The sequence below is a fragment of the Methylothermus subterraneus genome (assembly GCF_054656915.1).
On sequence record NZ_BAAHXK010000011.1, the window covers coordinates 15,578 to 40,538 of the forward strand.

Here is a 24,961-nt window from a genome sequence, read left to right on the forward strand (position 1 = left end):
ACCTACTCGAATAGACGTTGAATATCTAAAAACATGGCCAGCGCCATCAAGGCGATGAGGATCGCCATCCCGATTTGCTGGAAGCGGGCCATAGCTTGCTCGGACAAAGGCTTGCCGCGCACCGCCTCGACCAGATAGAACGTCAGGTGGCCGCCGTCGAGCACGGGGATGGGCAAGAGGTTGACCACGCCTAAGCTGATGCTCACTACGGCCAGAAATTTAAGAAAATAACTTATCCCTAAGGCAGCCGACTGGCCGGCGTACTGGGCGATGCTGATGGGGCCGGAGAGGTTCTGCACGCTCGCCTCGCCGATCAGCATCTTGCCCAGCATCTTCAAAGTCAGCCAGGAAAACTCGAAGGTTTTGCCTACGGCTGCAACCAACGCTTCCACCGGCCCCAGCCGGTAAGTGACCCGGTAGGGCGCATAGAGCTCGGGCGCGACTTTTACCCCAGCGCCGATCCGACCTTCGTGGTTTGGGGTTTCCTCTGGGGTGAGGGTGAGCGTTAGGATCTGGTTTTGGCGCTCGACTTTAAGCTTGAGCGGCTGCTTGGGACGCTTGCGGACGATTTCCACCAGCTGGCGCCAGTCCTCGATCGGAACATCGTCGACCGCCACGATCCGATCGCCGGGTCGTAACCCAGAAGCTTTAGCCGGACTGCCCGGCTCGACCTGGGCGAGGACGGGAGGCAGCGGCGGCTCGAAAGGCTTGAGTCCCAGCTTCTGGCCCAAGAGATTGGGGTTTTCGGCCAATTCCTTTGGGATTTCCAGGATCAAAACGCGCCTGTCGCCGGCGGGGGTGAGGACCTCGACCGGGATCGTTTGGCGCTCGACGACTTCGGCGAACAAGAGGGTGATGACCTGAGTCCAAGTAGGCGCTTCTTCGCCGCCGATCGCGACGATCTCGTCGCCTTTTTGGAACCCGGCCTGGGCGGCTAAAGAATTCGGTTCTACTTGGCCCACGATCGGTTTGAGCCCGGTTTCGCCGCCGACCCCGACGATCCAGTACAACAGGACCGCGAGCAGCAGATTGAAGAGCGGGCCGGCCGCCACGATCGCCGCCCGGACAAGAAGCGGCTGCCGGTTGAAGGCGTAAGGAAGGTCGGCTGCGGCGACCTCGCCTTCGCGCTCGTCCACCATTTTGACGTAGCCCCCAAGCGGCAGCGCGCCGACCACGAACTCGGTATCCTCCGGAGATTTCCGGTAGCGCCATAAGGGGGCGCCAAATCCTATGGAGAAGCGCAGCACTTTTACCCCGAGCCGGCGGGCGACCCAAAAGTGGCCGAACTCGTGAAAGGTGATCAGCACCCCGAGGGCGAGGATGAAAAAAAACAGGTTGTGCAAGGCGCTCATCGCTTTTCCTCGAAGGCAGCCAACTGAGCGGCGGCGAATCGGCGCGCCGAGGTATCTGCCGCCAGCACCGCCTCCAGGTCTTTTGCCGCGGCGGCAGGGATCGCGTTTAGCGTGTGTTCGATCAGCCCGGCGATGCCGGTAAAAGGGATCTTGCGCTCCAAGAACGCAGCCACCGCCACTTCGTTGGCGGCGTTGAGCAGCGCCGGCGCGGTGCCGCCTGCGCGCGCCGCTTCAAACGCCAAGCGCAGGCAAGGAAAGCGCTTAAAATCCGGCGGCTGAAAGTCCAGCCGCGCCACCTCGAACAGGTCCAGCGCGTCCGCTCCCGAGTCGATCCGCTCCGGCCAGGCCAGCCCGTAGGCGATCGGGATCCGCATGTCGGGGTTGCCGAGCTGCGCCAACACCGAGCCGTCTTGATAATCGACCAGCGAATGGATCACGCTCTGGGGGTGAATGACGACTTCGATGCGCTCGGGCGGAACGGCGAACAACAGGCTCGCCTCGATGACTTCCAAGCCCTTGTTCATCATGGTAGCCGAGTCCACCGAGATCTTCTTGCCCATCTCCCACTTGGGGTGGGCGATCGCCTGCTCCGGTGTGACCTTGGCTAAATCCTCGAGCGGGGTGGTGAGAAACGGCCCGCCCGAGGCCGTCAATAAGATCCGGCGCACCGCCGGCGGAGCGATGCCGGCTCGAAAACCGGGCGGCAGGCACTGGAAGATCGCGTTGTGCTCGCTGTCTATCGGCAGGAGTTCGGCGCCGGAGGCGCGCACGGCATCCATGAACAGCGGACCGGAGATCACCAGCGCCTCTTTGTTGGCGAGCAGGATGCGTTTGCCGGCGCGCGCCGCCGCCAAGGTGGGAAGCAGGCCGGCGGCGCCCACGATCGCCGCCATGACGTAATCGACCTCGGGGAGCTTGGCGACTTCGACCAGGGCCTCGGCGCCGGCCAGCACTTCGGTGGTTAGACCTTCTGCCTTAAGCTGCCGGCGCAGCTCCGAGGCGGCCCGAGCGTCCACCATCACCGCATAGGCAGGCCGATGCTTAAGGCACTGCTTAAGCAGCGTCTCGGTGCGGCAATTGCCGGTCAGGGCGACGACTTGAAATCGGTCGGGATGGCGGGCCACCACGTCCAGGGTGTTGACCCCGATCGAGCCAGTGGCTCCGAGGATGCACAAGCCCTTCACCCGAACAGCTCCCGTCCCAGGAACCCGGCATAGACGACCGCGCAGGCGGCCAGGAGGCTGTCGATTCGGTCGAGCAGCCCTCCGTGCCCAGGCAGCAATCTTCCTGCATCCTTCACCCCCGCCCAGCGCTTGTAAAGGCTGACTAAGAGGTCGCCGCAGATCGAGACCAGCACGGCGATCAACGCCAGGATCACGAAGTCTGCGATCCGCTTAAAGTTAAACTCCAGAAAATAGCCTACGGCGGCGGTGTACAGGGCGCAGACCAGCATCGCCCCGTAGACTCCCTCGAGCGTTTTTCCCGGACTGATGGCCGCAGCCAAAGGGGTACGGCCCCATTTTTTGCCGACGAAGAAGGCGCCGGTGTCGGCGAGCCAGACTAAGAACAAAAGATAGAAGATCGCCGCGTTGCCGAAGTTGGCCCGTAATCTTGCCATCAACAACCACGCCGAGAACAGCACGAACCAGGCGACCAGGACCTGGACAGCTTTAGGCCAAGGCCTGGCGACCAGCTTGTCTGGCCAGCTGCGCAAGGCGACCCCCAACGCCAGCCAGGCGAGCACTGTGGGAAAAGCGATGTAATCCAGCCCCCAGGTCACCAGCGCGGTCAAGCCGTCGAAGTGGGTCAAATCGGCTAGGTGGGTGATGAATTTGGGCCAGTACCAGGCCGATATCTGCAAGGCCAACAAGCCCAAGACGAAACCGAGGCGCCAGGTCAAAGCCCGAATCCCCACAAGCGCGCTCCACTCCCAGGCGGCCGCCAGGACGACTGCGCCCCAGGCGATGAGAAAGCTTTTGACCGACAGCGTATAGACCGCCCACAGGACGATGGGAAGCAAGACCGCGGCGGTGGCGATGCGCAGCTTCAAGGCTCGGTCCTGCAATAAAGGACGGAAAACAGGGATTTCAGCCATAGGATTTTTTTAGCTCCAATTGTTCGCTGGTGTGGCCGAAACGCCGCTCGCGACGCGCGTACTCGGCCAGCGCTCGGTCCAATTCGGCGGCGTCGAAATCCGGCCACAGCACCTCGGAGAAGTACAGCTCGGTATAGGCCAGCTGCCAGAGCAGGAAGTTGCTGATGCGCACTTCCCCACCGGTGCGGATGAACAGATCCGGTTCAGGCAGCTCGGCGCCTGCCAGATGCGCGGCAAACAAGGTTTCGTCGATGTCCTGGCTCTTGAGCTCCCCTTGCTCGACCCGGCGCGCCAAGGCTCTTGCCGCCTGCACGATGTCCCAGCGGCCGCCGTAGTTGGCGGCGATCACCAAAGTCATCCGCCGGTTGGCAAAGGTGAGCCGTTCGGCCTCCAAGATGCGGTGCTGCAGCTCGGGGGGGAAGGCGCACCGGTCGCCGATGACGCGGATGCGGATGCCGTTTTCGTGGAGTTTGGCGGTCTCGCGCTCCAAAGTCAGCTGAAACAGCCGCATCAACACCGCCACTTCCTCGGGCGGGCGACGCCAGTTTTCGCTGCTGAAAGCGAACAAGGTCAGCACCTCAATGCCGCGCTTGGCGCAGTGCTCTACCGTCCTGCGGACCGCGGCCACGCCCGCCTGATGCCCTGCAGTCCGGGGGAGCTTGCGGCGCCTCGCCCAGCGGCCGTTGCCGTCCATGATGATGGCGACGTGGCGGGGAAGCGGCGCGGTCTGGGGGTGTGGATCGCTCATGCGTTATAAGGACAACAGGTCCTGTTCTTTGTCCGCCAGGAGCTGATCGATCTTTTTGATGTATTGGTCGGTCAGCTGTTGGATGCGCTCTTCGGCCTTGCGCTCTTCGTCCTCCGAGATCTGCTTGGCTTTCAATGCGTCTTTGAGTTCGGCGTTGGCTTCGCGGCGCACGTTGCGGATCGCGACGCGGCCCTGTTCGGCCTCGTGCCGGACCACCTTGATCAGGTCGCGGCGGCGCTCCTCGGTCAAGGCAGGCAGCGGCACGCGGATCACGTTCCCGGCGGTTTGCGGGTTGATGCCCAGGTCCGACTCGCGGATCGCCTTCTCGATCACCGGAACCATCGCCCGCTCCCACGGCGTGATGGTCAAGGTGCGCGCGTCCTCCACCGCGATGTTGGCCACCTGGCTCATCGGGACTTCGCTGCCGTAGTAAGGCACCTTGATGTGGTCCAACAGGCTTGGATGCGCGCGTCCCGTGCGGATTTTGGCAAGCTCCTGCTTGACCGCCTGGAGGGTTTTCTCCATCTTGGCTTGGGTCGCTTGATAGATGCTGTCGATCATCGTTTCTTGCCCGTCTCAATCAGTGAACCGATCTCCTCGCCCTGGACTACGCGCGCGATCGCGCCCGGCTCGAACACGTTCATGACCCGCAAAGGCAGCTCGTGATCGCGGCACAACACGAGGGCCGTGGTATCCATCACCGCCAGCTTGAGCTTGATCGCCTCATCGTAGGTCAAATAGGGGATGCGTTCGGCGGTGGGGTCTTTGAACGGATCGGCGGTATAGACGCCGTCGACCTTGGTCGCCTTGATCAGGAGGTCGGCGTTGATCTCGATCGCGCGTAGGCTGGCGGCCGAATCGGTAGTGAAGAACGGATTGCCCAGACCGGCGGCGAAGATCACCACCCGCCCCTTTTCCAGGTGGCGAATCGCCCGCCGGCGAATGTAGTCTTCACAGACCTGGTTGATCTTGAGCGCCGACATGACCCGCACCGGTTGTCCCAGATGCTCGATCGCATCCTGCATGGCCAAGGCGTTGATGACCGTCGCCAGCATGCCCATGTGGTCGCTGGTGACCCGATCCAGACCTTCTGCGGCTTTCTCCGCGCCCCGCACGATGTTGCCGCCGCCGATCACCATTCCGACCTCGACGCCGAGCCGGCGCAACTCCACGATCTCGGCCGCAAGGCGGCGGATGGGCTCGGCATCGAGCCCGAACTCGCGCCGCCCCATCAAGGCTTCGCCGCTGAGCTTGAGCAGGATTCTCCGGTAGCGCGGAGTCGCCATTTTCAAGCGCGCACCTGCGCCATCACTTCCTCGGCAAAATCAGCGCGGGTTTTTTCCAACCCCTCGCCCACCTCGAAGCGAACAAAGCGGATCACCTCGGCCCCCGCCTCTTTTAAGAGCTCGGCGACGCTCCGCTCGGGGTCTTTGATGAACGGCTGTTCGAGCAAGGTGACTTCCTGCAAGTATTTACGCACCCTGCCTTCGACCATCTTGTCGATGACGTTTTGGGGTTTGCCGCTCGCCTCCGCCTGGGCAAGGAAGATTTCCCGCTCTTTGGCAAGGACCTCGGGCGGAGCGTCCTGCGCGCGTATCCATAAAGGCTTGCAGGCGGCGATGTGCATGGCGATGTCTCGGGCCAGCTCGGCGCCTCCTCCTTGCACTTCGACCAGCACGCCGATGCGGCTCCCGTGGAGATAGGAGGCGAGCGTCGCGGTCTCGGTCTCAAGCCGGGCCAGGCGGCGGACGTTGATGTTTTCCCCCAGCTTGGCGACCAGTTCGCGCCGCGCTTCTTCGATCGTCGGTCCCTCCTGGTCGAGGGGCACGGCGAGCAGCTCTTCTACCGTCGCCGCCCCGCTCTGTAGCGCTCTTGCGCTTACCCGGTCCACGAATTTCAGGAAATCTTCGTTTTTGGCCACGAAATCGGTTTCGCTGTTGACCTCGAGCATCACCGCCTGCTTGCCGTCCTGGCTTATCTGGATGGCGATCCGACCTTCGGCGGCGGTGCGGTCGCGTTTCTTGTCGGCCTTGGCCAACCCAGCCTTGCGCAAGATTTCCACCGCAGCTTCCAGGTCGCCGCCGGCTTCGGCAAGCGCTTTTTTGCACTCCATCATCCCCGAACCGGTGCGCTCGCGCAGTTCTTTGACCAACGCCGCAGTTATGTTCGTCATCGCTTCACCTCGTGTTGCCGTTCAAGACGCTTAGGAACTCGCCGGGGTTTCCGGCGCCTCTACGAATTCGTCCCCCGCCGCCATCAGCTCCACCCGGCTGGCTTTGCCTTCCAGAATCGCCGTGGCCGCCGCCCGGCAATAAAGCTGGATGGCGCGGATGGAGTCGTCGTTGCCGGGAATGGGGTAATCGATGCCGTCGGGGCTGTTGTTGGTATCGACCACGCCGACGATGGGGATACCTAGCTTCTGCGCCTCGCGGACGGCGATGTATTCATGGCCCACGTCCAGCACGAAGAGGGCGTCGGGCAGTTCTTCCATGTCCTTGATTCCGCCTAAGCTGCGCTCGAGTTTCTCGAGCTCCCGCATCAGCTCGAGCGCCTCGCGTTTGCTAAAGCGCTGCAAAGTGCCGTCGTCGCGCATGGTTTCCAGCTCTTTGAGGCGTTTGACCGACTGCCGGATGGTTCTGAAGTTGGTCAAGGTTCCGCCTAGCCAACGATAATTGACGTACGGCATGCCGCAGCGCACCGCCTCCTCCTGAACCGCTTTTTGGGCGGTTTTTTTGGTCCCGGCGAACAAAACCACGCCGCGATTGGCTGCGGTCTGCTCTAGGAAATGCAAAGCCTCGCGTAGGTACGGCAAGGTCTTTTCCAGATTGATAATATGGATCCCGCTGCGGACGCCGTAGATAAACGGAGCCATTTTCGGGTTCCAATAGCGGGTCTGATGACCAAAATGCACGCCCGCCTCGAGCAGTTCGCGCATGGAGACATCTGCCATTTGGATTACTCCTTAAAAGTTTGGGGTTAGACCTCCACCCATCCCGTCCTAGAACCGTTCCCGTAAAGGAACAAGCACCCCCTAGGGCGTGTCGATAGGTGTGTGGATTTTTGCTAAAATAGCATCGTTTTATACCATAAACGACTATGGTCAAACAACGGGGCTAATGCCTAAGGGGTCATCGCCATGAAGCAAGCCTATCAGCGCATGACGCGTTGGGGAATTCCGTTGAAGACCCCTGAGGAACTGGAAAAAATGCGCGTCGCCGGGCGGCTGGCGGCGGAGGTTTTGGAGTTCATCTCCCCTTACGTCCAACCGGGGGTGACTACCGAGGAGCTGGACCGCCTCTGCCACGACTACATCGTCAACGTCCAAGGGGCTGTCCCCGCGCCCTTGAATTACAAGGGGTTTCCCAAGTCGATCTGCACCTCGGTCAACCATCAAGTATGCCACGGCATCCCTGGCAACCGCCAGCTCAAAAACGGCGACATCGTCAACATCGACGTCACCGTGATCAAAGACGGGTTCCACGGCGACACCAGCAAGATGTTTTGCGTGGGCGAGCCTTCGATCAAAGCCAAACGCTTGGTGCAGGTGGCCCAAGAGGCCTTGTACGTAGGAATCCGCGAAGTCAAGGCGGGCGTCGATCTGGGCAAGATAGGCCAAGCGATCCAGCAGTACGTCGAGGCGCAAGGGTATTCGGTAGTGCGCGAATTCTGCGGCCACGGTATCGGCCGCGGCTTTCACGAGGAGCCGCAGGTGCTCCATTACGGCAAACCCAACACGGGGATTATCCTCGAACCGGGGATGACTTTCACCATCGAGCCTATGGTCAATGCCGGCAAGCGCCACGTCAAACTGCTGCCGGACGGCTGGACGGTGGTCACCAAGGACCACAGTTTGTCGGCCCAATGGGAGCACACCTTGGCCCTCACCGAGGACGGGGTCGAGGTCCTAACCCTGCGGGAGGAAGAAGAGTTTCCGCGCGTTTTGCGTTGGGACTGAGCTTTGCGCTATACCCTTTTCCCTTCCAAGGAATCCTTGCAAGCTTTTGGCGCTGAGCTCGAACGGCGCTTTCGCGCCGGGACGGCGGTATCTGAGCTGCTTTGCGCCCGCGCGGCGTTTATGGACGCGCTCTTGGCCGGCAGCTTTAGGCGCTGCCTGGGCGCGGCGGCGGATAAGGCCTGTCTGGTGGCGGTGGGGGGCTATGGCCGGCGCGAGTTGCATCCCTATTCCGACATCGACTTGTTGGTGCTGGTGCCGGACCACGTTCCCCCGCGCCTGGAGTCCGCCTTAAGCGCCTTGTTTGCCGCGCTTTGGGACATCGGCCTAAAGCCTGGACACAGCGTCCGCACCGTGGCCCAGTGCGAGGAGGAGGCGATCAAAGACCAAACTGTGGTCACCAACCTGATGGACGCGCGCTGGATCTTTGGGGATCGCGCGTTGTTTGCGGCCATGCAGGCGCGCATCGGGCCGGATCGGATTTGGCCCTCGCCGGCTTTCTTTAAGGCCAAGCTCGAGGAACAAGCGGCGCGCTACCGCAAATATCACGACACCGCCTATAAGCTGGAACCGAATCTGAAGGAAGGACCGGGGGGCTTGCGGGACATCCAGACCATCGCCTGGGTGGTCAAGCGCCACTTTCCAACGGCCACTCTGCACGAACTGGTCGCTCAGGGCTGCTTGAGCGAGGATGAATACCAAGAGCTGGAACAGGCGCGCAACATGCTGTGGCGGATTCGGTTTGCCTTGCATCTCTTGGCCGGACGGGCAGAGGAGCGGATCCTGTTTGACTATCAGCGCCCTTTGGCCCAGGCCTTGGGCTATGCCGGCCAGGGCAACGCGCCGGTAGAGGCTTTCATGCAGGATTACTTTCGTACTGTGCAGAGCGTGCAGCGGCTCTCGGAAATGCTGCTGCAACTCTTGGAAGAGACCTTGTGTCCCGATTTCAACGCCGAGCCTGAAATCCTCGACGCGCACTTCCAAGTGGTCAACCAGCACTTGGAAATCCGCCACCCCAACGTGTTCGCCGACTATCCTTTAGGGCTGCTCGAGGTTTTCCTGCACCTCAATCGCCATCCCGAGCTCAAAGGCCTCCGCGCCCACACCGTCCGCGCCATCCGCCAAAATCTTCACCGCATCGATCAGAACTTTCGTAACGACCCCCGCGCTTGCCGGATTTTTCTGGAAATCCTGCGCGGGCCCAGCGGGGTCACCCAGCAACTGCGCCGGATGAACCGGTACGGCGTGCTCGGGGCGTACTTGCCCGAGTTTGCGCCCATCGTCGGCAGGATGCAGTACGATCTGTTCCACGCCTATACGGTGGACGAGCACGTCCTGTTCGTGGTCCGCAACCTGCGCCGCTTGGGGCAGGCCGAATTCCGCCACGAACTTCCCTTAGCCAGCGACGTCTTCGCGCTCGTCGCCAAGCCGGAGTTGTTGTACCTCGCCGGCCTTTACCACGACATAGGCAAGGGACGCGGCGGGGACCATTCGGTCGTCGGCGAACAGCTCGTGCGCGAGTTTTGCCGCCGCCACGGGCTGGCCGAGCACGACACCCGGCTGGTCTGCTGGCTGGTGCGCCACCATCTGCTCATGTCGCTCACCGCCCAGCGCAAAGACTTAAGCGATCCGGAAGTGATCCGCGAATTCGCCTGCCAGGTCGGCAGCGAGGAGCGGCTCAACTACCTGTATCTTTTGACCGTGGCCGACATCCGCGGCACCCACCCCACGCTCTGGAACGCCTGGCGCGATTCGCTGCTGCGCGAGCTGTACCTGGCCACCCGCGACCGACTGCGCTACGGGCTGGAGGCGCCGGACGCGGCCGCGCGCGCCGCGGAAACCCAACGCGACACCCGCGCCCTGCTGTTGCGCTTGGGCCTAGACGCGGCCACCGTCGAGCGGGTTTTTGCCCATTTCAGCGCCGCTTATTTTCTCCGCGGCCAGCCGGAAGAGTGCGCCTGGCAGGCTTTGGCGATCGCCCAGACTCCAGAGCACGCCTTGCCTTTGGTGCTTTTACGGCCGCAAAACCGGCGCGGCAGCGCCGAGGTGTTCGTGTACATGCGCGACCGCGACGCGATTTTTGCCCAGACGGCAGCGCTTTTAGAGCAGCTCGGGCTGACGGTGCTCGCGGCGCGTCTGGAAACGACCCAGGACGGCTACGTGGTCAACAGTTTCTTGGTGCTCGAGCGCGACGGTCAGCCGATTTTGGACCTGAGCCGCCAGTACCAAATCGTAACCCGCCTCCAGCGCTGCCTAAAAGACCCTAGGCCCTCGTGCTTTGCCATTGAGCGGCGCCCGAATCGGCGCCTCAGGCACTTTTCCATTCCCACCCAAGTCCACTTTTATCCCGACGCCAAGCACGGCCGCACCATGCTCGAACTCATCGCCGCCGACCGGCCCGGCCTCTTGGCCCGCGTGGGCGAGGTCTTCGAGCGCTTCAGGCTGCGTTTGCACGAGGCGCGCATCGCTACCTTAGGGAATCGGGCCGAAGACATCTTCTTTCTGACCGACTGCCAAGGCCAGCCGTTGACCTGCGAGGAAAGCCGGACAGCGCTGGCGCAGGCGCTTGCCGAGGCGATCGCTTAACGGCCGTGCAAGTAGCGCCTGAGCGCGATCAGCTCAGGTTGCAACGGATCAGCGTAGCGCAGGCCGATGCGGTAGGCGTCGTGGGCGAGGCGGCGGACGAAGATCACCCGACAGCGCACCCGAACCTGGGATTCTTGCAAGTTGCAGCTTAAATCCAGCTCGATCGGCCTGCCGTCGGAGTCTAGGCAATCGGCGTCGGGGGCGAGGATGGCCGCGCTGAGGGCGTCGCATTCGATCTGGGCGCCGGCCTCGGAGAGGTCTACGATCCTTACCGGAACGCGGCTGCCGCTGTCTAAAGTGGCCAGAGCCTCAAGCTCCACTTCGATCCGGATAAAGCTCCTGCGCTCCACGTTCTATTAAGTCCCGCGCCATTTCTCCCAGTACGGAATAGGGTACAGGCGTTCGGTGAGGAAATCCAAGAACGTTCGCACCTTGGCCGATAAGTGGCGGCGGTGGGGATAGACCGCGTAGATGTCCATGGAAGGCAGTTCGTACTCCTGCAGCACCGCCTCCAGCCGTCCTTTGCTCAAGTCCTGACCGGCGATGTAGGTAGGCAGCACCACCAAGCCGGCCCCGTGGATGGCGGCCAGGCGCAAAGGATCGGCGGTATTAGCGCGCAGCGTCCCAGACACCCGCACCGCGATTTGTTCCCCGTTCGGCGCAGTAAATCGCCATACGTCGTGCGGCTCAAATCCAAAATTGATCAAGCAGTTGTGCTCCCGCAGGTCCTGCGGCGTCTTGGGCCGGCCGTATTTTTCAAAGTAACTGGCTGCCCCGCACACCACTCTAGGGGAGCTCGCCAGCTTGCGCGCGATCAGGCTGGAGTCGGGCAGTTCCCCGAGGCGGATCGCCAGGTCCAAGCCTTCGGCCAACATATCCACCGCCCCGCCGCGGATGATCAAGTCCACCCGGACTTTAGGGTATTGTTTGACATAATCGGCGATGGTGGGCGCCAGGTGAAAGGTGCCAAAAAACGGCGGCGCCGACACCCGCAGCAAGCCCTGCGGCTCGGCGTGGAGGCTGGTGACCGCCGATTCGGCCTCTTCGATCTCTTCGAGGATCTGTAGGCAACGAGCCAGATAGGCTGTCCCCGCCTCGGTCAGGCTGAGCTTGCGCGTCGTGCGGTTGAGCAGCCGCACCCCTAGGGTGTTTTCCAGATAGATGACGTGCTTGGTCGCCATCGCCCGGGAAATTCCCAGTTCTTTGGCGGCGGCGGCGTAGCTTCCGCTTTGGGCCACCTTGGCGAAGACTTTCATGCTGGTGAGCTTATCCATGGGTTTGCTGTGAGCGCGCGGAATAAACTTGCCAAGCGAACTTTAAATCCTCCCACGCCTGCCGCTTGGCGGCCGGATTGCGGAGCAGGTAGGCGGGATGGTAGATCACGATCACTGGAATGGCTTTGTAGTAATGCACCTTGCCCCGCAGCCTAGACAACGGCGCCTCGGTCTGCAGCAGGTTTTGAGCGGCGATCCGGCCCACCGCGAGGATGATCTGCGGGCGCACCAAATCGATTTGGCGCATTAAAAACGGCGCGCACGCGGCCACCTCTTCGGGCCTGGGGTCGCGGTTGCCGGGGGGGCGACTTTTGAGAAGGTTGGTGATGTAGACTTCTTCGCGCTTGAGTCGCAAGGCCCTTAGCATCTCGTTCAACAATTGACCGGCCGGCCCGACGAACGGTTCGCCTTTGAGGTCTTCCTGCTCGCCCGGGGCTTCCCCGATCAGCATCCAGGCGGCGCGCCGGTTGCCGACTCCGAACACCGGCCGGGTCCGGGTCTGGTGCAGGGGGCAGGCGGTGCATTCGGCCACGGCCTGGGCGAGGCGCTCCCATTCCTCCGCGCAAAGCTCCGCTTTCATCGTTTCCGTTTCCGGCGCGGCGCGGTCTCTGCCGGATCGGTCGACCCATACCTGGATCCCCAGCGCGCGCAAATAGGCCAATTGTTTTAAATCCACGCGCTTAGACGTCTGCTCCTTGGGGGTGTTTGCGTAAGGACGGGCTGAGCAGCTTGTTGACCGCATTCAAATAGGCTTTGGCGGAGGCGATGACGATGTCGGTATCGGCGCCTTGGCCGTTGACGATGCGGCCCGATTTTTCCAGCCGCACGGTCACCTCGCCCTGCGCGTCGGTGCCGGTGGTGATGCTGTTGACCGAGTACAAAAGCAGCGTGGCGCCAGTGTTGACTAAGGATTCGATCGCCTTCAGGCTGGCGTCGACCACGCCGCTGCCTTCGGCCTCGCCGCGCTTTTCTTCGCCGTCGATCTTGAGCACCACCTGCGCCCGCGGTACCTCGCCGGTGTCGGCGCACACGTGCAGGGCGAGCAGTTTCACTCGCTCGGCCTCGGCTTCGTAAATCTGCTCAGAGATCAGCGCCTGCAGGTCTTCGTCGAAGATCTCGTGCTTTTTGTCCGCCAGCTCTTTAAAACGGGCAAACGCTTCGTTGAGCGCCTCTTCGGATTCGAACTCTATCCCCAGTTCCCGCATCCGCGTGCGGAAGGCGTTGCGCCCCGAATGCTTGCCCAGCACCATGCGGTTGGCGCTCCAGCCTACGTCCTCGGCGCGCATGATTTCATAAGTCTCGCGGTGCTTTAACACCCCGTCCTGGTGGATGCCGGACTCGTGGGCGAAAGCGTTGGCCCCCACGATGGCCTTGTTGGGCTGGACGGGAAAGCCGGTGATGGAGGAGACGAGCTTCGAGCAAGGCACGATCTCGCGCGTATTGATCTGGGTGTCGCAGGGGAAAACGTCCTGGCGGGTTTTCACCGCCATCACGATTTCTTCCAGGGCGGCGTTGCCGGCGCGCTCGCCCAGACCATTGATGGTGCATTCCACCTGACGCGCGCCGTTTAGCACCGCGGCCAAAGAGTTGGCCACCGCCAGCCCCAAATCGTTGTGGCAGTGGACCGAGAAGATCGCCTTGTCGGCGTTAGGAATGCGCTCTTTGAGCCGGCGGATCAGTGCGCCGAACTCGTGGGGGAGACTGTAGCCTACGGTGTCGGGGATGTTGATGGTGGTGGCCCCGGCCGCGATCACCGCTTCGATGATCCGGCACAGGAAATCTTCCTCCGAGCGACCGGCGTCTTCGGGCGAAAACTCGACGTCGTCGGTGTAGCGGCGCGCCCGCTTGACCGCCGCCACCGCGCGCTCGACCACCTGATCGGGAGTCAGGCGAAGTTTGCGCTGCATGTGGATGGGGGAAGTGGCGATGAAAGTGTGAATTCGAGGCCGCTTTGCCCCTTGGAGCGCCGCGCCCGCGCGGTCGATGTCGCTTTCCAAGGCGCGCGCCAGCGCGCAGACGACGCTGCCTGCGATCGCCTGAGAAACCGCTTGCACCGCCTCGAAATCTCCGGGACTGGCGGCGGGAAAACCGGCTTCGATGACGTCCACCTTGAGGCGTTCCAAGGCCTTGGCGATGCGGACCTTCTCTTCCTTATTCATGGACGCGCCGGGGCTTTGCTCGCCGTCGCGCAACGTGGTGTCGAAAATGATGAGCTTGTCTTTCATGTTGGAAACTCCGTGCTTGGGCTGCAATTGACTTTAGAAACTTAAACCAATGCGCTTATCCGCCCCAGATGGGGCAGCCACTGCAGCGCAAGGACGGAGAATGAAGGTCTGCAGCTTAAATCGAAGAGCGCTGCTTTTTTGCACCGGGCGCGATTGTCCATGAGGCAGAACGAATGTTTTTTGCAGAAATATACACCCGCCCGCTCGGATTTGCCAAGGTTGGCAAACTTTAGCCGGCCTTGCGCCGCTTGGCTTTTTTCTGCCGGCGCAGGAGCAAGGTCAACAGCGGGCCGGAGGCGGCATAGGCGGAGAAAAGCAAAAACAGCATGAGCTGGGGGTCGGTCAGGATCACGGCCAAGGCCAGCATCACGGCGATGATGACCACGAACGGCACCTTACCGCGGATGTTTAGGCTCTTGAAGCTGTAATAGCGGAAGTTGCTCACCATGAGCAGCGCCGCCAGCGTGGTAGTCACTATGGCCACGTACCGCATCGCGTTTCCTTCCAGACCGTAGCTTTCCCCCAGCCAGACCATGCCGGCGACGATGGCCGCGGCCGAAGGGCTGGGCAGCCCCTGGAAATAACGCTTGTCCTCGACACTGAGCTGGGTGTTGAAGCGCGCCAGGCGCAGCGCGGTGGCGGCCGTATAGACAAACGAGGCGAACCAGCCCAGCTTGGCCAAGAAAGACAGCGACCACAGGTACATGACCAAGGCCGGCGCCAGGCCAAAGGAAATCATGTCCGAGAGGCTGTCGTATTCGGCGCCGAAGGCGGTCTGGGTATGGGTCAGGCGCGCCACTCGTCCGTCTAGGCCGTCCATGACCATGGCGGCGAAGATCGAAAACGCCGCCTTGTCGAACTGCCCGTTCATCGCCGCGGTAACCGCGTAGAAGCCACAAAACAGGCACCCGGTGGTAAACAGGTTGGGAAGCAGATAAATGCCGCGGCGACGCTTCGGAGGCAGAGGGACGGCCATTGGAGATCAGTTCTTCTCCTGGTCGACCAGCCGGTTGGCGCGGATCCAAGGCATCATCGCGCGCAACTTGGCCCCCACTTGCTCGATCGGGTGCTCGCGCGCGATCCGGCGCTTGGCTTTGAGCGTGGGACAACCGGCCTGGTTTTCGAGGATGAACTCGCGCGCGAATTCGCCGGTTTGGATTTCCTTGAGGATCTTGCGCATCTCGTCTTTGACGCGCGCGTCGATCACCCGGGGCCCGCGCGTTAGGTCGCCGTATTCGGCGGTGTTGGAGATGGAGTAGCGCATGTTGGCGATGCCGCCCTCGTACATCAGATCGACGATGAGCTTGAGCTCGTGCAAACACTCGAAATACGCCATCTCGGGGGCGTAGCCGGCCTCGGTCAATACTTCAAAGCCCGCTTGGACCAGGGCGGTCACCCCGCCGCACAGCACCGCTTGCTCGCCGAACAGATCGGTTTCGGTCTCCTCGCGGAAGCTGGTCTCGATGATGCCGGCGCGCCCAGCGCCGTTGGCGCAGGCGTAAGACAGCGCGATCGCCTTGGCCTGGGAGGTGGCGTCCTGATAGACCGCGATCAAAGACGGCACCCCACCGCCTTGGACGTAGGTGGAGCGCACCAGGTGGCCTGGCCCCTTGGGCGCGATCATGATCACGTCCAGGTCGGCGCGCGGCTCGATCTGCTGGAAGTGGATGTTAAAGCCGTGGGCGAAAGCGAGCGCGGCCTTGGGCTTTAAGTTCGGCTCGATCGCTTCCCGGTAAAGCTTGGGTTGGTGCTCGTCCGGCGCCAGCACCATCACCACGTCGGCCCCTTGGACCGCTTCCGCCACCGGTTTGACGGCAAACCCGGCTCTTTCGGCCTTAGTCCAAGAGGCAGAACCTGGGCGCAGCCCCACGGTCACCTCCACCCCGGAGTCTCTTAAGTTATTGGCGTGGGCGTGGCCCTGGGAGCCGTAGCCTACGATAGTCACCCGCTTGGAGCGGATAATGGAAAGGTCGGCGTCGTGGTCGTAATAAACCTGCATGGATTTCCCCTTTAGGCTGGTTACCGTTCAAACGTGTAAACCGCGCTCTCCGCGTAGGATCCCAGTCGGCCCCGAGCGGACCACCTCGATGATCTGGTCTCGGGTCAAATTGCGCAAGAACGCATCGAGCTTGGAGCCGGCGCCGGTCATCTCGATCACGTACGAAGAGGCCGTGACGTCGAGGATGCGGGCGCGGAAGATGTCGGCCAGACGCTTGATTTCCTCGCGCTCTTCGCCTTTGGCGCGGACTTTGAGCAACATCAGCTCGCGCTCGATGTGATCGGCTTCGGAGATGTCCTGCACGCGGATCACGTCGATCAATTTGTTAAGCTGTTTGGTGATCTGTTCGATGACGCGCTCGTCGCCGCGGGTGACGATGGTCATCCGCGCCACCGAAGGGTCCTCGGTGGGGGCCACGGTCAGCGCTTCGATGTTGTAACCGCGGGCCGAGAACAGTCCGGCGACCCGCGACAGGGCGCCGGATTCGTTTTCTAGCAGCAAAGAGAGGATGTGCCGCATCAGGCTAACTCCCGCTCCGGTGAGATCCAAGGCGGCAGGCGCATTTCGTGCTGGGCCTTGCCTGCCTCCACCATCGGATAGACGTTTTCCGTGCGGTCGGTGATGAAGTCCAAAAACACCAACCGGTCCTTCATCCGGAAAGCTTCTTCCAGCGCCGGGCGCACGTCTTGGGGTTTTTCGATGAGCATTCCCACGTGCCCGTAGGCTTCGGCCAGTTTTACGAAATCCGGCAGGGCATCCATGTAAGAGTGGGAGTAGCGGCTCTCGTAGGTGAATTCCTGCCACTGGCGCACCATGCCCATGTACCGGTTGTTGAGGTTGACGATCTTGATCGGCGTCTTGTATTGCAAAGCGGTGGACAGCTCCTGGATGCACATCTGGATGCTGGCCTCGCCGGTGACGCAGACTACGTCTTCTTCTGGAAAGGCGAGCTTGACCCCGATCGCCGCCGGCAGCCCAAACCCCATCGTGCCAAGCCCCCCGGAGTTGATCCACCGCCTGGGGTAATCGAACTTGTAGTACTGGGCTACCCACATCTGGTGTTGGCCGACGTCGGAGGTCACGTACGCCTTGCCGCCGGTGACCTGCCATAGCTGCTCGATGACGTACTGCGGTTTGATCAAAGGACTGTTCCGGTCATAGCGTAGGCAGTCGATCGCCCGCCAGCGCTCGATCTGTTGCCACCAGGCGGCAAGAGCCTCTGGGTCGGGGCGTCTGCCAATCGCTTTAAGCTGCGCGAGCAAGTCGATTAATACCGATTTGACGTGGCCGACGATGGGGATGTCCACCGGCACGTTCTTGGAGATCGAAGAGGGGTCTATGTCGATGTGGATGATTTTGGCGTACGGGCAGAACGCATCCAGCTTGCCGGTGACGCGGTCGTCGAAGCGGGCGCCGATGGCGATCAATACGTCGCACTCGTGCATCGCCATGTTGGCTTCGTAGGTGCCGTGCATCCCCAGCATCCCTAAAAACTGGCGGTCGGTGCCGGGATAGCCCCCTAGGCCCATCAGGGTGCTGGTGATCGGAAACCCGAGCCAGCGGGTCAGCTCGGTCAGTTCGGCCGCAGCCTCGCCTAAGATCACCCCGCCGCCTGAGTAAACAACCGGCCGCTTGGCCTCTAGGATCAGCTCGGCGGCTTTCTTGATCTGGCGCGGGTTGCCCTTGACCGTCGGGTTGTAAGAGCGAAGGTGCACGGTCTGGGGGTAAAAGTAGGGAATTTTGATCCTGGGGTCGGTGATGTCCTTGGGGATGTCCACCAACACCGGCCCAGGTCTTCCGGTGGTGGCGATATAGAAGGCTTTTTTGATCGTTTCGGCGAGCTTGTGGCGGTCCTTGACCAAGAAATTGTGCTTGACGCACGGGCGGGTGATCCCCACCGTGTCGCATTCTTGGAAGGCGTCGCTGCCGATCACCGGGGTCGGCACCTGGCCGGTGAGGACCACCAAGGGAATCGAATCCATGTACGCGGTGGCGATGCCGGTGACCAGGTTGGTGGCCCCCGGTCCCGAGGTGGCCAAAACCACCCCCGGCTTGCCGGTGGCGCGGGCGTAGCCGTCGGCCATGTGGGCGGCGCCTTGCTCGTGACGGACCAGCACGTGTTTGATTTCCTCTTGGCCAAAAAGCGCATCGTAGATGTGCAGCACGGCCCCGCCGGGATAGCCGAAGATGAATTCGACCCCTTCGTCTTTTAACGCCTGAACTACGATTTCGGCACCGCTCAGCTCCACCGCGCCCCCCTAACTGGCCGCCTTCTGAAGAAAATAGTAAGCTAAATTAACGCAAACCTTGTTTTTACGTCAAGGTGCGGCTTTAAGCGATGGGGTAGCGGCGCAGAAACTTGCCCAACAAGCCGGCGGCCACGAGCAAAGCCAACGCCCCTTCGCTATCGGTTGGACGCCAGTCGGCGGAGAGCCAGGGAAGCCCAGGACAAATCAGACCGAGAAAGGAAAACCCGTTGCCCAAGATATGAGCGGCGGCGGTGACGTAAAGGCTGCCGCCGCGCGCCACATACGCCCCAAGCATCAACCCCACGGGCAGGGCGGCTGCGATTTGCACCCATTCCAGGTGGATTGCGGAAAACAACAAAGCGCTGGCGACGATTGCCGCCGCCGTCCCAAGCCGATAACGCAAAGCGGCAAGCAACAGCCCGCGGAACAACACTTCCTCGATCACCGGCGCCACCCCCACGGCCAGAGCAGCCAAGGCGAACCATTCGGCCGGCGAGTGAGGTTGAAACAGTTGCAGGTAACGGTCCAGCAGCGCCGCAGGCGCAAGCCAAAGGATCGCCGCGTCGCTGGCAAAGGCGATCGCCTGCAACCAAAGCACCACCAGCACGGCTTCGCCCCAGTCCACCGCCTTAAGTCCCAAGATGTAGGGATCCAGGCGCCTAAGATAAAAGACCAGGCCGGTCAGAAATCCGGCTTCCGCGCCTAAAGTTGCACGCCAGAGCCAATCTGGGCCGAGCCAGGCGAGAAGGGCGCTTGCTGCCAGCTGCACCCCCAACGCATAGCAAGCGATCAAAAATAGGGCCGGACCGACGTTAAGGCACGTGGGATAAAGGTGAGTTTTTTTACGACCGCAGAAAGATTTTATCCAAGTGTCGTATTGCGGTCCGGATGAATATGCTATCATCCGCCGCCTTTAAAGCTTAAAAGACGGGTATGCTCAACGCGTATCTCGCCGAAGCCGGCCGCCTCGTGCTGGCCGATCTGCACGCCGATCCTACGGCGTTCGAGCGCGCGGTGTGGTTGGACCTGATCGATCCCGACGACGACGAGCTGGCCGCCATTGGCGCCTTGCTTAGGCAGGCGCTGCCGGATCCGGAAGACGTGGAAGAAATCGAGGCCAGTTCGCGCTTTTACGAGGACGAGGCCGGTTTACACATCCACTCGCTGTTCTTGCACGAGGTCGAAGGCAAACCGCGCAACACCTCGGTGGCTTTCACCCTGACCGACGAGCGCTTGATCACTTTACGCGAGCGGGAGATTCCCGCGTTTCGCCTGCTGCGCATGCGCGCCCGCCACCAGCCACAGCTGATCCAAAGCCCGGCGCACATGCTGCTGAGCCTGTTCGAGATCAAGATCGAGAGTTTGGCCGACGCGCTGGAAGAGCTTTATCAGGCGCTGGAGGGGGTAAGCGCCCAAGTGCTGGAAAACAGCGACGCCGGCTTAGAAAAATCCCTAGACGCCCTGGCGCGCAGCGAAGACCTCAACGGCAAGGTGCGCTTGTGCCTGATGGATACCCAGCGCGCCCTGTCCTTTTTGCTCCGCTGGGGTCGCTTGGATACCGAAAAGCTCAATCGGGCGCGCAATCTGCTCCGCGATATCGATTCGCTCCTGTCCCACAACAACTTCGTGTTCGACAAGATCAACTTTTTGATGAGCGCGGCGCAAGGTTTTATCAACATCGAACAAAACCAGATCATCAAGATCTTTTCCATCGCCGCGGTGGTGTTTCTGCCGCCTACTCTGGTGGCGAGCATCTATGGGATGAACTTCGATCTCATGCCCGAACTCCACTGGCCGTGGGGGTATCCGATGGCCCTGGGTTTGATGCTGGTGGCCGGAATCGCGCCCTATTGGTACTTCAAGCGCAAAGGCTGGCTGTAGTAACGCAGCCTATACCAGAGGCGCCCGAAGATTTCGTGCAAGGCCAGGTGGGTGCGGCACAGCGCAGAAGGCGACGGAAGCCAAGCCCACAGGCCAGACTCTAAAGGCCCTGGACGGGTAAAGCGGGTGCCGGCGGGGATCACGCCAAGGCCCTGGTAGGTGAAGGCTTCCACCGCCCGCGGCAGGTGGAAGGCCGAGGTGACCAGAAAGATCGTCTTGATTCCCTGGCGCTTGAGGATGACCGCGCTGTGTTTGGCGTTCTCGAAGGTGTTGCGGCTTTGGGTCTCGAGCCAAGTGGCCGGGGTGCCAAATTCCTGCAATACTTCCTGCATCAGTTCCGCCTCGGCTTTTGACTCGCCTAAAGGCCGGCCGCCGCTGGCCAGGATCGGCAGGCCGGTGCGGCGCTTGAGCCAGGCGGCGTAGCGCAGCCGCTCCAGGCCGAGGCCGGCGACCGTATCCCCGCCGTATTCGGGCGCCTGGTGGTAGCGCATCGCTCCCAAGACCACGATCGCCTGCGCCGTCGGCAGGCGGTTTGGGTCCAACGGCGGGTAAACCTCGAGTTTCGCGGCGAGCCACCGGCTCACCCAAGGGGTGGCCGCTAGGTACAAGAGTGTCAAAGCGATCAGGGTGAGCACGCGCCGCCTGAGCCCCAATCCGATCCCCGCCAGGAAGAGCAGAGAGGCCGGGGGCAAGACCAAGGTCTCGAGCAAGCGCAAGCCGGCATACCCGCTCACTTGCGCTCGAGCACGGCGCGAGCCTGACGGTCGGCGTGGTAGGAGGAGCGCACCAAGGGGCCGGCCGCCACCTGCGCAAAACCCAGGCGCCTGGCGATCTCGGCGAGGCGGGCAAACTCCTCCGGCGGCACGTAGCGCGCGACTTTGAGGTGATGGCGGCTGGGCTGCAAGTATTGCCCCAAGGTGAGCATATCGCAGCCGTGACGGCGTAGATCCTCCATCACTTCGACGACCTCCGCCTCGGTCTCGCCTAGACCCAGCATCAGCCCGGACTTGGTCGCCACCTGGGGCAGGCGGCGCTTGACCTCGGCCAACAGGGCGAGCGAGGTGGAATAGTCGGCGCCTGGGCGGACCGTAGGATACAGGCGCGGGACGGTTTCTAGGTTGTGGTTGAAGACCTCCGGGGGGTGCTGGACGAGGAGGTCCAGCGCCACTCGTTGGCGTTTGCGAAAATCCGGGGTCAAGATTTCGATCGCCGTCGCAGGCGATTGGCGCCGCACCGCCTCGATGCAGCGCGCAAACTGCAAGGCCCCGCCGTCTTTGAGGTCGTCGCGGTTGACCGAGGTGATGACCACGTAGCGCAGCTCGAGCTTGGCCACGGCGCGGGCGAGGTTTTCCGGTTCTTCCGGGTCGGGCGGGGCGGGCCGGCCGTGGGCCACGTCGCAGAACGGGCAGCGCCGGGTACACAGATCGCCCAGGATCATGAAGGTCGCGGTCTTGTGGCTGAAGCACTCGGGGAGGTTCGGGCAGGCGGCCTCCTCACACACGCTCGCCAGTTTCAACTCCCGCAGCAGGCGCTTGACTTGGGCCACGTTCGGGTCGGCGCTTAAGCGGACCTTGAGCCAGGTCGGCTTGGGCGGCGCGTCTTGTGCCTCGATCTTAAAGCGCGCGAGTTTGGCCGCGCCGCGCCGGTGGGTGGCGGGTTGCCGGCGCGAAGGCGCACTCAAGTCTTCAGGCGTGGGCATGACAAGCCTCCTTAAGGGTAGGGAGAGCGTAGGCGACCGAGAAGCTGGAAAAATTGAGCTGCTCCATGAAGCACGCCAGCCAAGGAACGGCGACTTCGTGCACCTTGGCGCCGACCCCAAGGTCTAAAAGGCGCGTCACTTTAAGCCCCGCGATCCCGCACGGGACGATGGCTGCAAAAGGGCTCAAGTCCAAGTCCACGTTCAAGCTCAGCCCATGATAGCTCAATCCTTGCCTAACCCGCAGTCCCAGGAAAGCGATCTTCGCGCCGTCTACGTACACTCCCGGGGCCTCGGGGCGCGCCTGAGCTAACAGGCCGTACTGCCTAAGAAGCTTGCACGTGGCTTGCTCCAGGGCGGTCACCAGCCCGCGGACGCCTATTTTTAGGCGCTTCAAATCGAGCAGCGCGTAGGCGACCAGTTGGCCTGGGCCATGGTAAGTGATCAAGCCGCCGCGATCGGTCTCGATTACTGGAATCGCGTTGGGCGGGCGCTGGAAGTCGACGCGACGGCGCGCCCCGGTGGTATACACCGGCAGGTGCTCGAGCAGCCAGAGTTCGTCTAGGGTGTCGCCCTGGCGGGCCGCCGTAAAACGCCGCATCGCCTGCCAGATCGGCAGGTAGTCGCAACTTCCAAGCCAGCGGACGATAAGCGCGCTCACAAGGTCATCAAAACGGCTGGATGGGCTTTGAGCTCGGCGTAGATGGCTTTAAGCTGCGCGCGGCTGCGGGCGCGGATAGCGACGCTTACGGCCAGGTATTTTCCGCTCCGGCTTGCTCGGGTCGTGACCGCGGTTTCGCTAAGATCAGGGACATGGCGCCGGACGATCTGGACCACTTCCAGTTCAAACTGCTCGGTGCTCGGGCCAAACGCCTTGACTTCCCAGGCGCAGGGGAATTTGAGCAGCTCGTTCATCGAGTTGCGCGGAAAGCGCGCTTGTAGTCTTGAAACAATTCGTACATCCGTTCGAATACGGCTCCTGGCCGTCCAAGACCGACCGGTTGGCCGTTAAGTTCCACGATCGGGACCAGTTCGCGGGTGGAGCTCGTGTACCAGATCTCTTCGGCGCGGGCGAGCTCGTCCGCTTCGATCTCGCGTTCTTGGCAAGGGATGCCGTGAGCGGCGGCCAACTCCAAGATCAGGTCGCGGGTGATGCCGGGCAGAAGTTTGGGCCCCTTGGGCGGGGTAGCCAAGACGCCGCCTGAGACGATAAAGATATTGCTCGCGGCCCCTTCGGTCACCTGGCCCTCGCGCACGAGGATGGCCTCCTGAGCGCCGCGCTCGATCGCCTCCTGGCGAAGCAGCACGTTGGCGAGCAGGTTGATGGTCTTTAAGTGGCACCACTGCCAGCGGATGTCCTCGCAGGTGATCGCCTTGGCCGGTTGGGGGCGGCCTTCGGGATAAGGGGTGGCCATGGCGAACACGGTGGGCCGGATGGATTCAGGAAACGCGTGGTCGCGCTTGGGATAAGCGCCACGGGTAATTTGCAAATAGACGGCTTGGTCCCGCTCGCCCTGAAGTAACCGGCTTAAGATCGGCTGCCACTCCGCGCGCGCAAGCGGCGACTCTAAGCGGATGCCGTTAAGGCTCTGTTCCAAGCGCGCAAGGTGCTGTTCGAGCCGGAACAATTTGCCGCCGTAAGCCGGAATGACCTCGTAGACCCCGTCGCCGAACAAAAACCCGCGGTCCAGCACCGACACCCTAGCCTGACTCAAAGGCAAAAATTCGCCGTTGAGGTAAACGATAGGCTCACTCACTTTGCCACCACTCCTGTAGTTTGAGCAGACCTTCGTCGATCCACTTGCCTAAAAAGCCCGCTTCCGGGACCTCTTTCAAGGCGACTAGGGGGTACTCCGCCACGGTTTCTTCGCCCAGCTGCACCTTGATCTTGCCTAGGGTCTGCCCGCGCTCGACGGGAGCGATGATCTTGGGGGCGATTTCTAGGGTCGTGGTGAGTTTGCCCTCCTCGCCTTTGGGGACGGTGGCGTAGATGGGATCGGTGATCCCCAACTCCAGGCGGTTTTGTTTCCCCTTATAAACGCGCGCTTCGGCGAGTTTCCCTGAATCTTGCAGCTTGCGCGTAGCGAAGAAGCGGAAGCCGTAGCCCAACAGCGCCTGCACGGCATTGGCGCGGGCTTTCTCGCTCGGCATTCCCAAAACCGAGGCGATCAGGCGCATCCCTTCGCGCTCGGCGGAGGCGACCAAGCAGTAACCGGCTTCGGAAGTGTGGCCGGTCTTGACCCCGTCCACCGAAGGATCGCGCCAGAGCAAGAGGTTGCGGTTGTGTTGGGTGATGTTGTTGTAACTGAATTCTTTGATTTTGAACCACGGATAATATTGGGGGAAATCGTGGATCAAGGCGCGCGTTAAGGTATTTAGATCGCGCGCGCTGGTGTAGTGGTCGGGGTCGGGCAGACCGGTGCTGTTGGTGAAATGGGTGTTGCTCATCCCCAAGCGGCGCGCGTGCTGGTTCATCAGTTCGGCGAAGGTGCGCTCGTCGCCGGCGACGTGCTCGGCTAGGGCGATGGTGGCGTCGTTGCCCGACTGGACGATGACCCCTTTGAGCAGGATTTCTACGGGCACCTGCTTGTTGACCTCGACAAAGGTGCGCGAGCCTTCCGCCCGCCACGCTTTTTCGCTGATCGTGACCAGATCGTCCAGCTTGAGCTTGCCTTGGGCGATTTCATGCAATACCACGTACACCGTCATGATCTTGGTCAGGCTGGCCGGCGGCAAGCGTTTGTCGGGTTCGAACCCGGCCAGCTCTTTGCCCGTGTGGTAGTCAGTCAACAGAAAGCTTTTGGCTTCGAAAGTAGGCGGAGGCGGGATTTCGGCCGCCGCTGCGCCAAAAAGCACGGTCAGCCAAACCAGGCTTACATAGACACGGAGTAATTTCATGGACAG

General features: G+C 62.0%; 26 protein-coding genes. 3 read left to right on the top strand and 23 right to left on the bottom strand.

Features of this window, described 5'->3' with window-relative positions; all coding sequences use genetic code 11:
* Window positions 1–2 precede the first annotated feature (2 nt).
* Genes rseP through rpsB form a run of 8 tightly spaced genes read right to left on the bottom strand, consistent with a single transcriptional unit; the run spans window position 3 to window position 7,145 of the window.
* Window positions 3–1,352, bottom strand: a complete 1,350-nt coding sequence (gene rseP / locus ACYQ3M_RS09765; protein ID WP_460035896.1) for an RIP metalloprotease RseP — start codon at window positions 1,350–1,352, stop codon at window positions 3–5.
* A complete protein-coding gene (gene ispC, locus ACYQ3M_RS09770) occupies window positions 1,349–2,536 on the bottom strand; it encodes a 1-deoxy-D-xylulose-5-phosphate reductoisomerase (protein WP_460035897.1) in 1,188 nt (395 codons plus the stop codon). Before ispC ends, rseP begins: the two co-directional genes overlap by 4 nt.
* Window positions 2,533–3,447 (bottom strand): phosphatidate cytidylyltransferase, encoded by a 915-nt coding sequence (locus tag ACYQ3M_RS09775; RefSeq protein ID WP_460035898.1) that lies wholly within the window; start codon window positions 3,445–3,447, stop codon window positions 2,533–2,535. Before ACYQ3M_RS09775 ends, ispC begins: the two co-directional genes overlap by 4 nt.
* On the bottom strand, window positions 3,440–4,195 hold the full coding sequence (gene uppS / locus ACYQ3M_RS09780) for an undecaprenyl pyrophosphate synthase (RefSeq protein WP_460035899.1): 756 nt from the start codon (window positions 4,193–4,195) through the stop codon (window positions 3,440–3,442). The genes ACYQ3M_RS09775 and uppS overlap by 8 nt, the downstream gene beginning before the upstream one ends.
* A 3-nt stretch (window positions 4,196–4,198) precedes the next feature.
* Window positions 4,199–4,756, bottom strand: coding sequence for a ribosome recycling factor (gene frr, locus ACYQ3M_RS09785; protein WP_460035900.1), 558 nt, complete (start codon window positions 4,754–4,756; stop codon window positions 4,199–4,201).
* The gene (gene pyrH, locus ACYQ3M_RS09790) at window positions 4,753–5,481 is read right to left on the bottom strand and encodes a UMP kinase (protein WP_460035901.1); all 729 of its coding nucleotides are present in this window, start codon (window positions 5,479–5,481) and stop codon (window positions 4,753–4,755) included. The genes frr and pyrH overlap by 4 nt, the downstream gene beginning before the upstream one ends.
* Before the next feature lie 2 nt (window positions 5,482–5,483).
* On the bottom strand, window positions 5,484–6,368 hold the full coding sequence (gene tsf, locus ACYQ3M_RS09795; protein ID WP_460035902.1) for a translation elongation factor Ts: 885 nt from the start codon (window positions 6,366–6,368) through the stop codon (window positions 5,484–5,486).
* A 30-nt stretch (window positions 6,369–6,398) separates the two neighbouring features.
* Window positions 6,399–7,145, bottom strand: coding sequence for a 30S ribosomal protein S2 (rpsB, locus tag ACYQ3M_RS09800; RefSeq protein WP_460035903.1), 747 nt, complete (start codon window positions 7,143–7,145; stop codon window positions 6,399–6,401).
* 186 nt (window positions 7,146–7,331) lie between these two features.
* Between rpsB and map the strand changes: the two genes are divergently transcribed.
* The gene (gene map, locus ACYQ3M_RS09805; RefSeq protein WP_460035904.1) at window positions 7,332–8,150 is read left to right on the top strand and encodes a type I methionyl aminopeptidase; all 819 of its coding nucleotides are present in this window, start codon (window positions 7,332–7,334) and stop codon (window positions 8,148–8,150) included.
* Between the two features lie 3 nt (window positions 8,151–8,153).
* Window positions 8,154–10,733, top strand: coding sequence for a [protein-PII] uridylyltransferase (gene glnD, locus ACYQ3M_RS09810; protein ID WP_460035905.1), 2,580 nt, complete (start codon window positions 8,154–8,156; stop codon window positions 10,731–10,733).
* On the opposite strand, the gene ACYQ3M_RS09815 is transcribed toward glnD, so the two are convergent.
* The 9 genes from ACYQ3M_RS09815 to ACYQ3M_RS09855 form a co-directional block, all read right to left on the bottom strand.
* Window positions 10,730–11,083, bottom strand: a complete 354-nt coding sequence (locus ACYQ3M_RS09815; RefSeq protein WP_460035906.1) for a PilZ domain-containing protein — start codon at window positions 11,081–11,083, stop codon at window positions 10,730–10,732. The genes glnD and ACYQ3M_RS09815 overlap by 4 nt on opposite strands.
* Before the next feature lie 6 nt (window positions 11,084–11,089).
* Window positions 11,090–12,007 (bottom strand): LysR family transcriptional regulator, encoded by a 918-nt coding sequence (locus tag ACYQ3M_RS09820; RefSeq protein WP_460035907.1) that lies wholly within the window; start codon window positions 12,005–12,007, stop codon window positions 11,090–11,092.
* The gene (locus tag ACYQ3M_RS09825) at window positions 12,000–12,683 is read right to left on the bottom strand and encodes a uracil-DNA glycosylase (protein ID WP_460035908.1); all 684 of its coding nucleotides are present in this window, start codon (window positions 12,681–12,683) and stop codon (window positions 12,000–12,002) included. Before ACYQ3M_RS09825 ends, ACYQ3M_RS09820 begins: the two co-directional genes overlap by 8 nt.
* Window positions 12,684–12,687: 4 nt before the next feature.
* The gene (locus ACYQ3M_RS09830; protein WP_460035909.1) at window positions 12,688–14,232 is read right to left on the bottom strand and encodes a 2-isopropylmalate synthase; all 1,545 of its coding nucleotides are present in this window, start codon (window positions 14,230–14,232) and stop codon (window positions 12,688–12,690) included.
* Between the two features lie 229 nt (window positions 14,233–14,461).
* Window positions 14,462–15,208 (bottom strand): CDP-diacylglycerol--serine O-phosphatidyltransferase, encoded by a 747-nt coding sequence (gene pssA / locus ACYQ3M_RS09835; RefSeq protein ID WP_460035910.1) that lies wholly within the window; start codon window positions 15,206–15,208, stop codon window positions 14,462–14,464.
* A 6-nt stretch (window positions 15,209–15,214) separates the two neighbouring features.
* Window positions 15,215–16,231: a ketol-acid reductoisomerase gene (ilvC, locus tag ACYQ3M_RS09840; RefSeq protein WP_460035911.1), complete on the bottom strand. Its 1,017-nt coding sequence runs from the start codon at window positions 16,229–16,231 to the stop codon at window positions 15,215–15,217.
* Window positions 16,232–16,258: 27 nt separating this feature from the next.
* A complete protein-coding gene (gene ilvN, locus ACYQ3M_RS09845) occupies window positions 16,259–16,750 on the bottom strand; it encodes an acetolactate synthase small subunit (protein WP_460035912.1) in 492 nt (163 codons plus the stop codon).
* A complete protein-coding gene (locus ACYQ3M_RS09850) occupies window positions 16,750–18,480 on the bottom strand; it encodes an acetolactate synthase 3 large subunit (RefSeq protein WP_460035913.1) in 1,731 nt (576 codons plus the stop codon). The genes ilvN and ACYQ3M_RS09850 overlap by 1 nt, the downstream gene beginning before the upstream one ends.
* Before the next feature lie 82 nt (window positions 18,481–18,562).
* Complete coding sequence (locus ACYQ3M_RS09855) at window positions 18,563–19,273, bottom strand: CPBP family intramembrane glutamic endopeptidase (protein ID WP_460035914.1); 711 nt, start codon at window positions 19,271–19,273, stop codon at window positions 18,563–18,565.
* A 140-nt stretch (window positions 19,274–19,413) separates the two neighbouring features.
* On the opposite strand from ACYQ3M_RS09855, the gene corA reads away from it, so the two are divergent.
* Window positions 19,414–20,361, top strand: coding sequence for a magnesium/cobalt transporter CorA (gene corA, locus ACYQ3M_RS09860; RefSeq protein ID WP_460035915.1), 948 nt, complete (start codon window positions 19,414–19,416; stop codon window positions 20,359–20,361).
* Here corA and ACYQ3M_RS09865 read toward each other — a convergent pair.
* From ACYQ3M_RS09865 to ACYQ3M_RS09890, 6 genes are read right to left on the bottom strand one after another with little or no spacing between them, the layout of a single operon-like run.
* Window positions 20,328–21,095, bottom strand: a complete 768-nt coding sequence (locus tag ACYQ3M_RS09865; protein ID WP_460035916.1) for a YdcF family protein — start codon at window positions 21,093–21,095, stop codon at window positions 20,328–20,330. The two genes, corA and ACYQ3M_RS09865, sit on opposite strands and share 34 nt — an antisense overlap.
* Window positions 21,092–22,060: a lipoyl synthase gene (gene lipA, locus ACYQ3M_RS09870; RefSeq protein WP_460035917.1), complete on the bottom strand. Its 969-nt coding sequence runs from the start codon at window positions 22,058–22,060 to the stop codon at window positions 21,092–21,094. Before lipA ends, ACYQ3M_RS09865 begins: the two co-directional genes overlap by 4 nt.
* A complete protein-coding gene (lipB, locus tag ACYQ3M_RS09875) occupies window positions 22,047–22,718 on the bottom strand; it encodes a lipoyl(octanoyl) transferase LipB (RefSeq protein ID WP_460035918.1) in 672 nt (223 codons plus the stop codon). The genes lipA and lipB overlap by 14 nt, the downstream gene beginning before the upstream one ends.
* A complete protein-coding gene (locus ACYQ3M_RS09880) occupies window positions 22,715–22,972 on the bottom strand; it encodes a YbeD family protein (RefSeq protein WP_460035919.1) in 258 nt (85 codons plus the stop codon). The genes lipB and ACYQ3M_RS09880 overlap by 4 nt, the downstream gene beginning before the upstream one ends.
* Window positions 22,969–23,814 carry a D-amino acid aminotransferase gene (locus ACYQ3M_RS09885; RefSeq protein WP_460035920.1) on the bottom strand — a complete coding sequence of 282 codons (846 nt, stop codon included), beginning with the start codon at window positions 23,812–23,814 and terminating at the stop codon, window positions 22,969–22,971. The genes ACYQ3M_RS09880 and ACYQ3M_RS09885 overlap by 4 nt, the downstream gene beginning before the upstream one ends.
* Window positions 23,807–24,955: a D-alanyl-D-alanine carboxypeptidase family protein gene (locus ACYQ3M_RS09890; RefSeq protein ID WP_460035921.1), complete on the bottom strand. Its 1,149-nt coding sequence runs from the start codon at window positions 24,953–24,955 to the stop codon at window positions 23,807–23,809. The genes ACYQ3M_RS09885 and ACYQ3M_RS09890 overlap by 8 nt, the downstream gene beginning before the upstream one ends.
* Window positions 24,956–24,961: the final 6 nt, after the last annotated feature.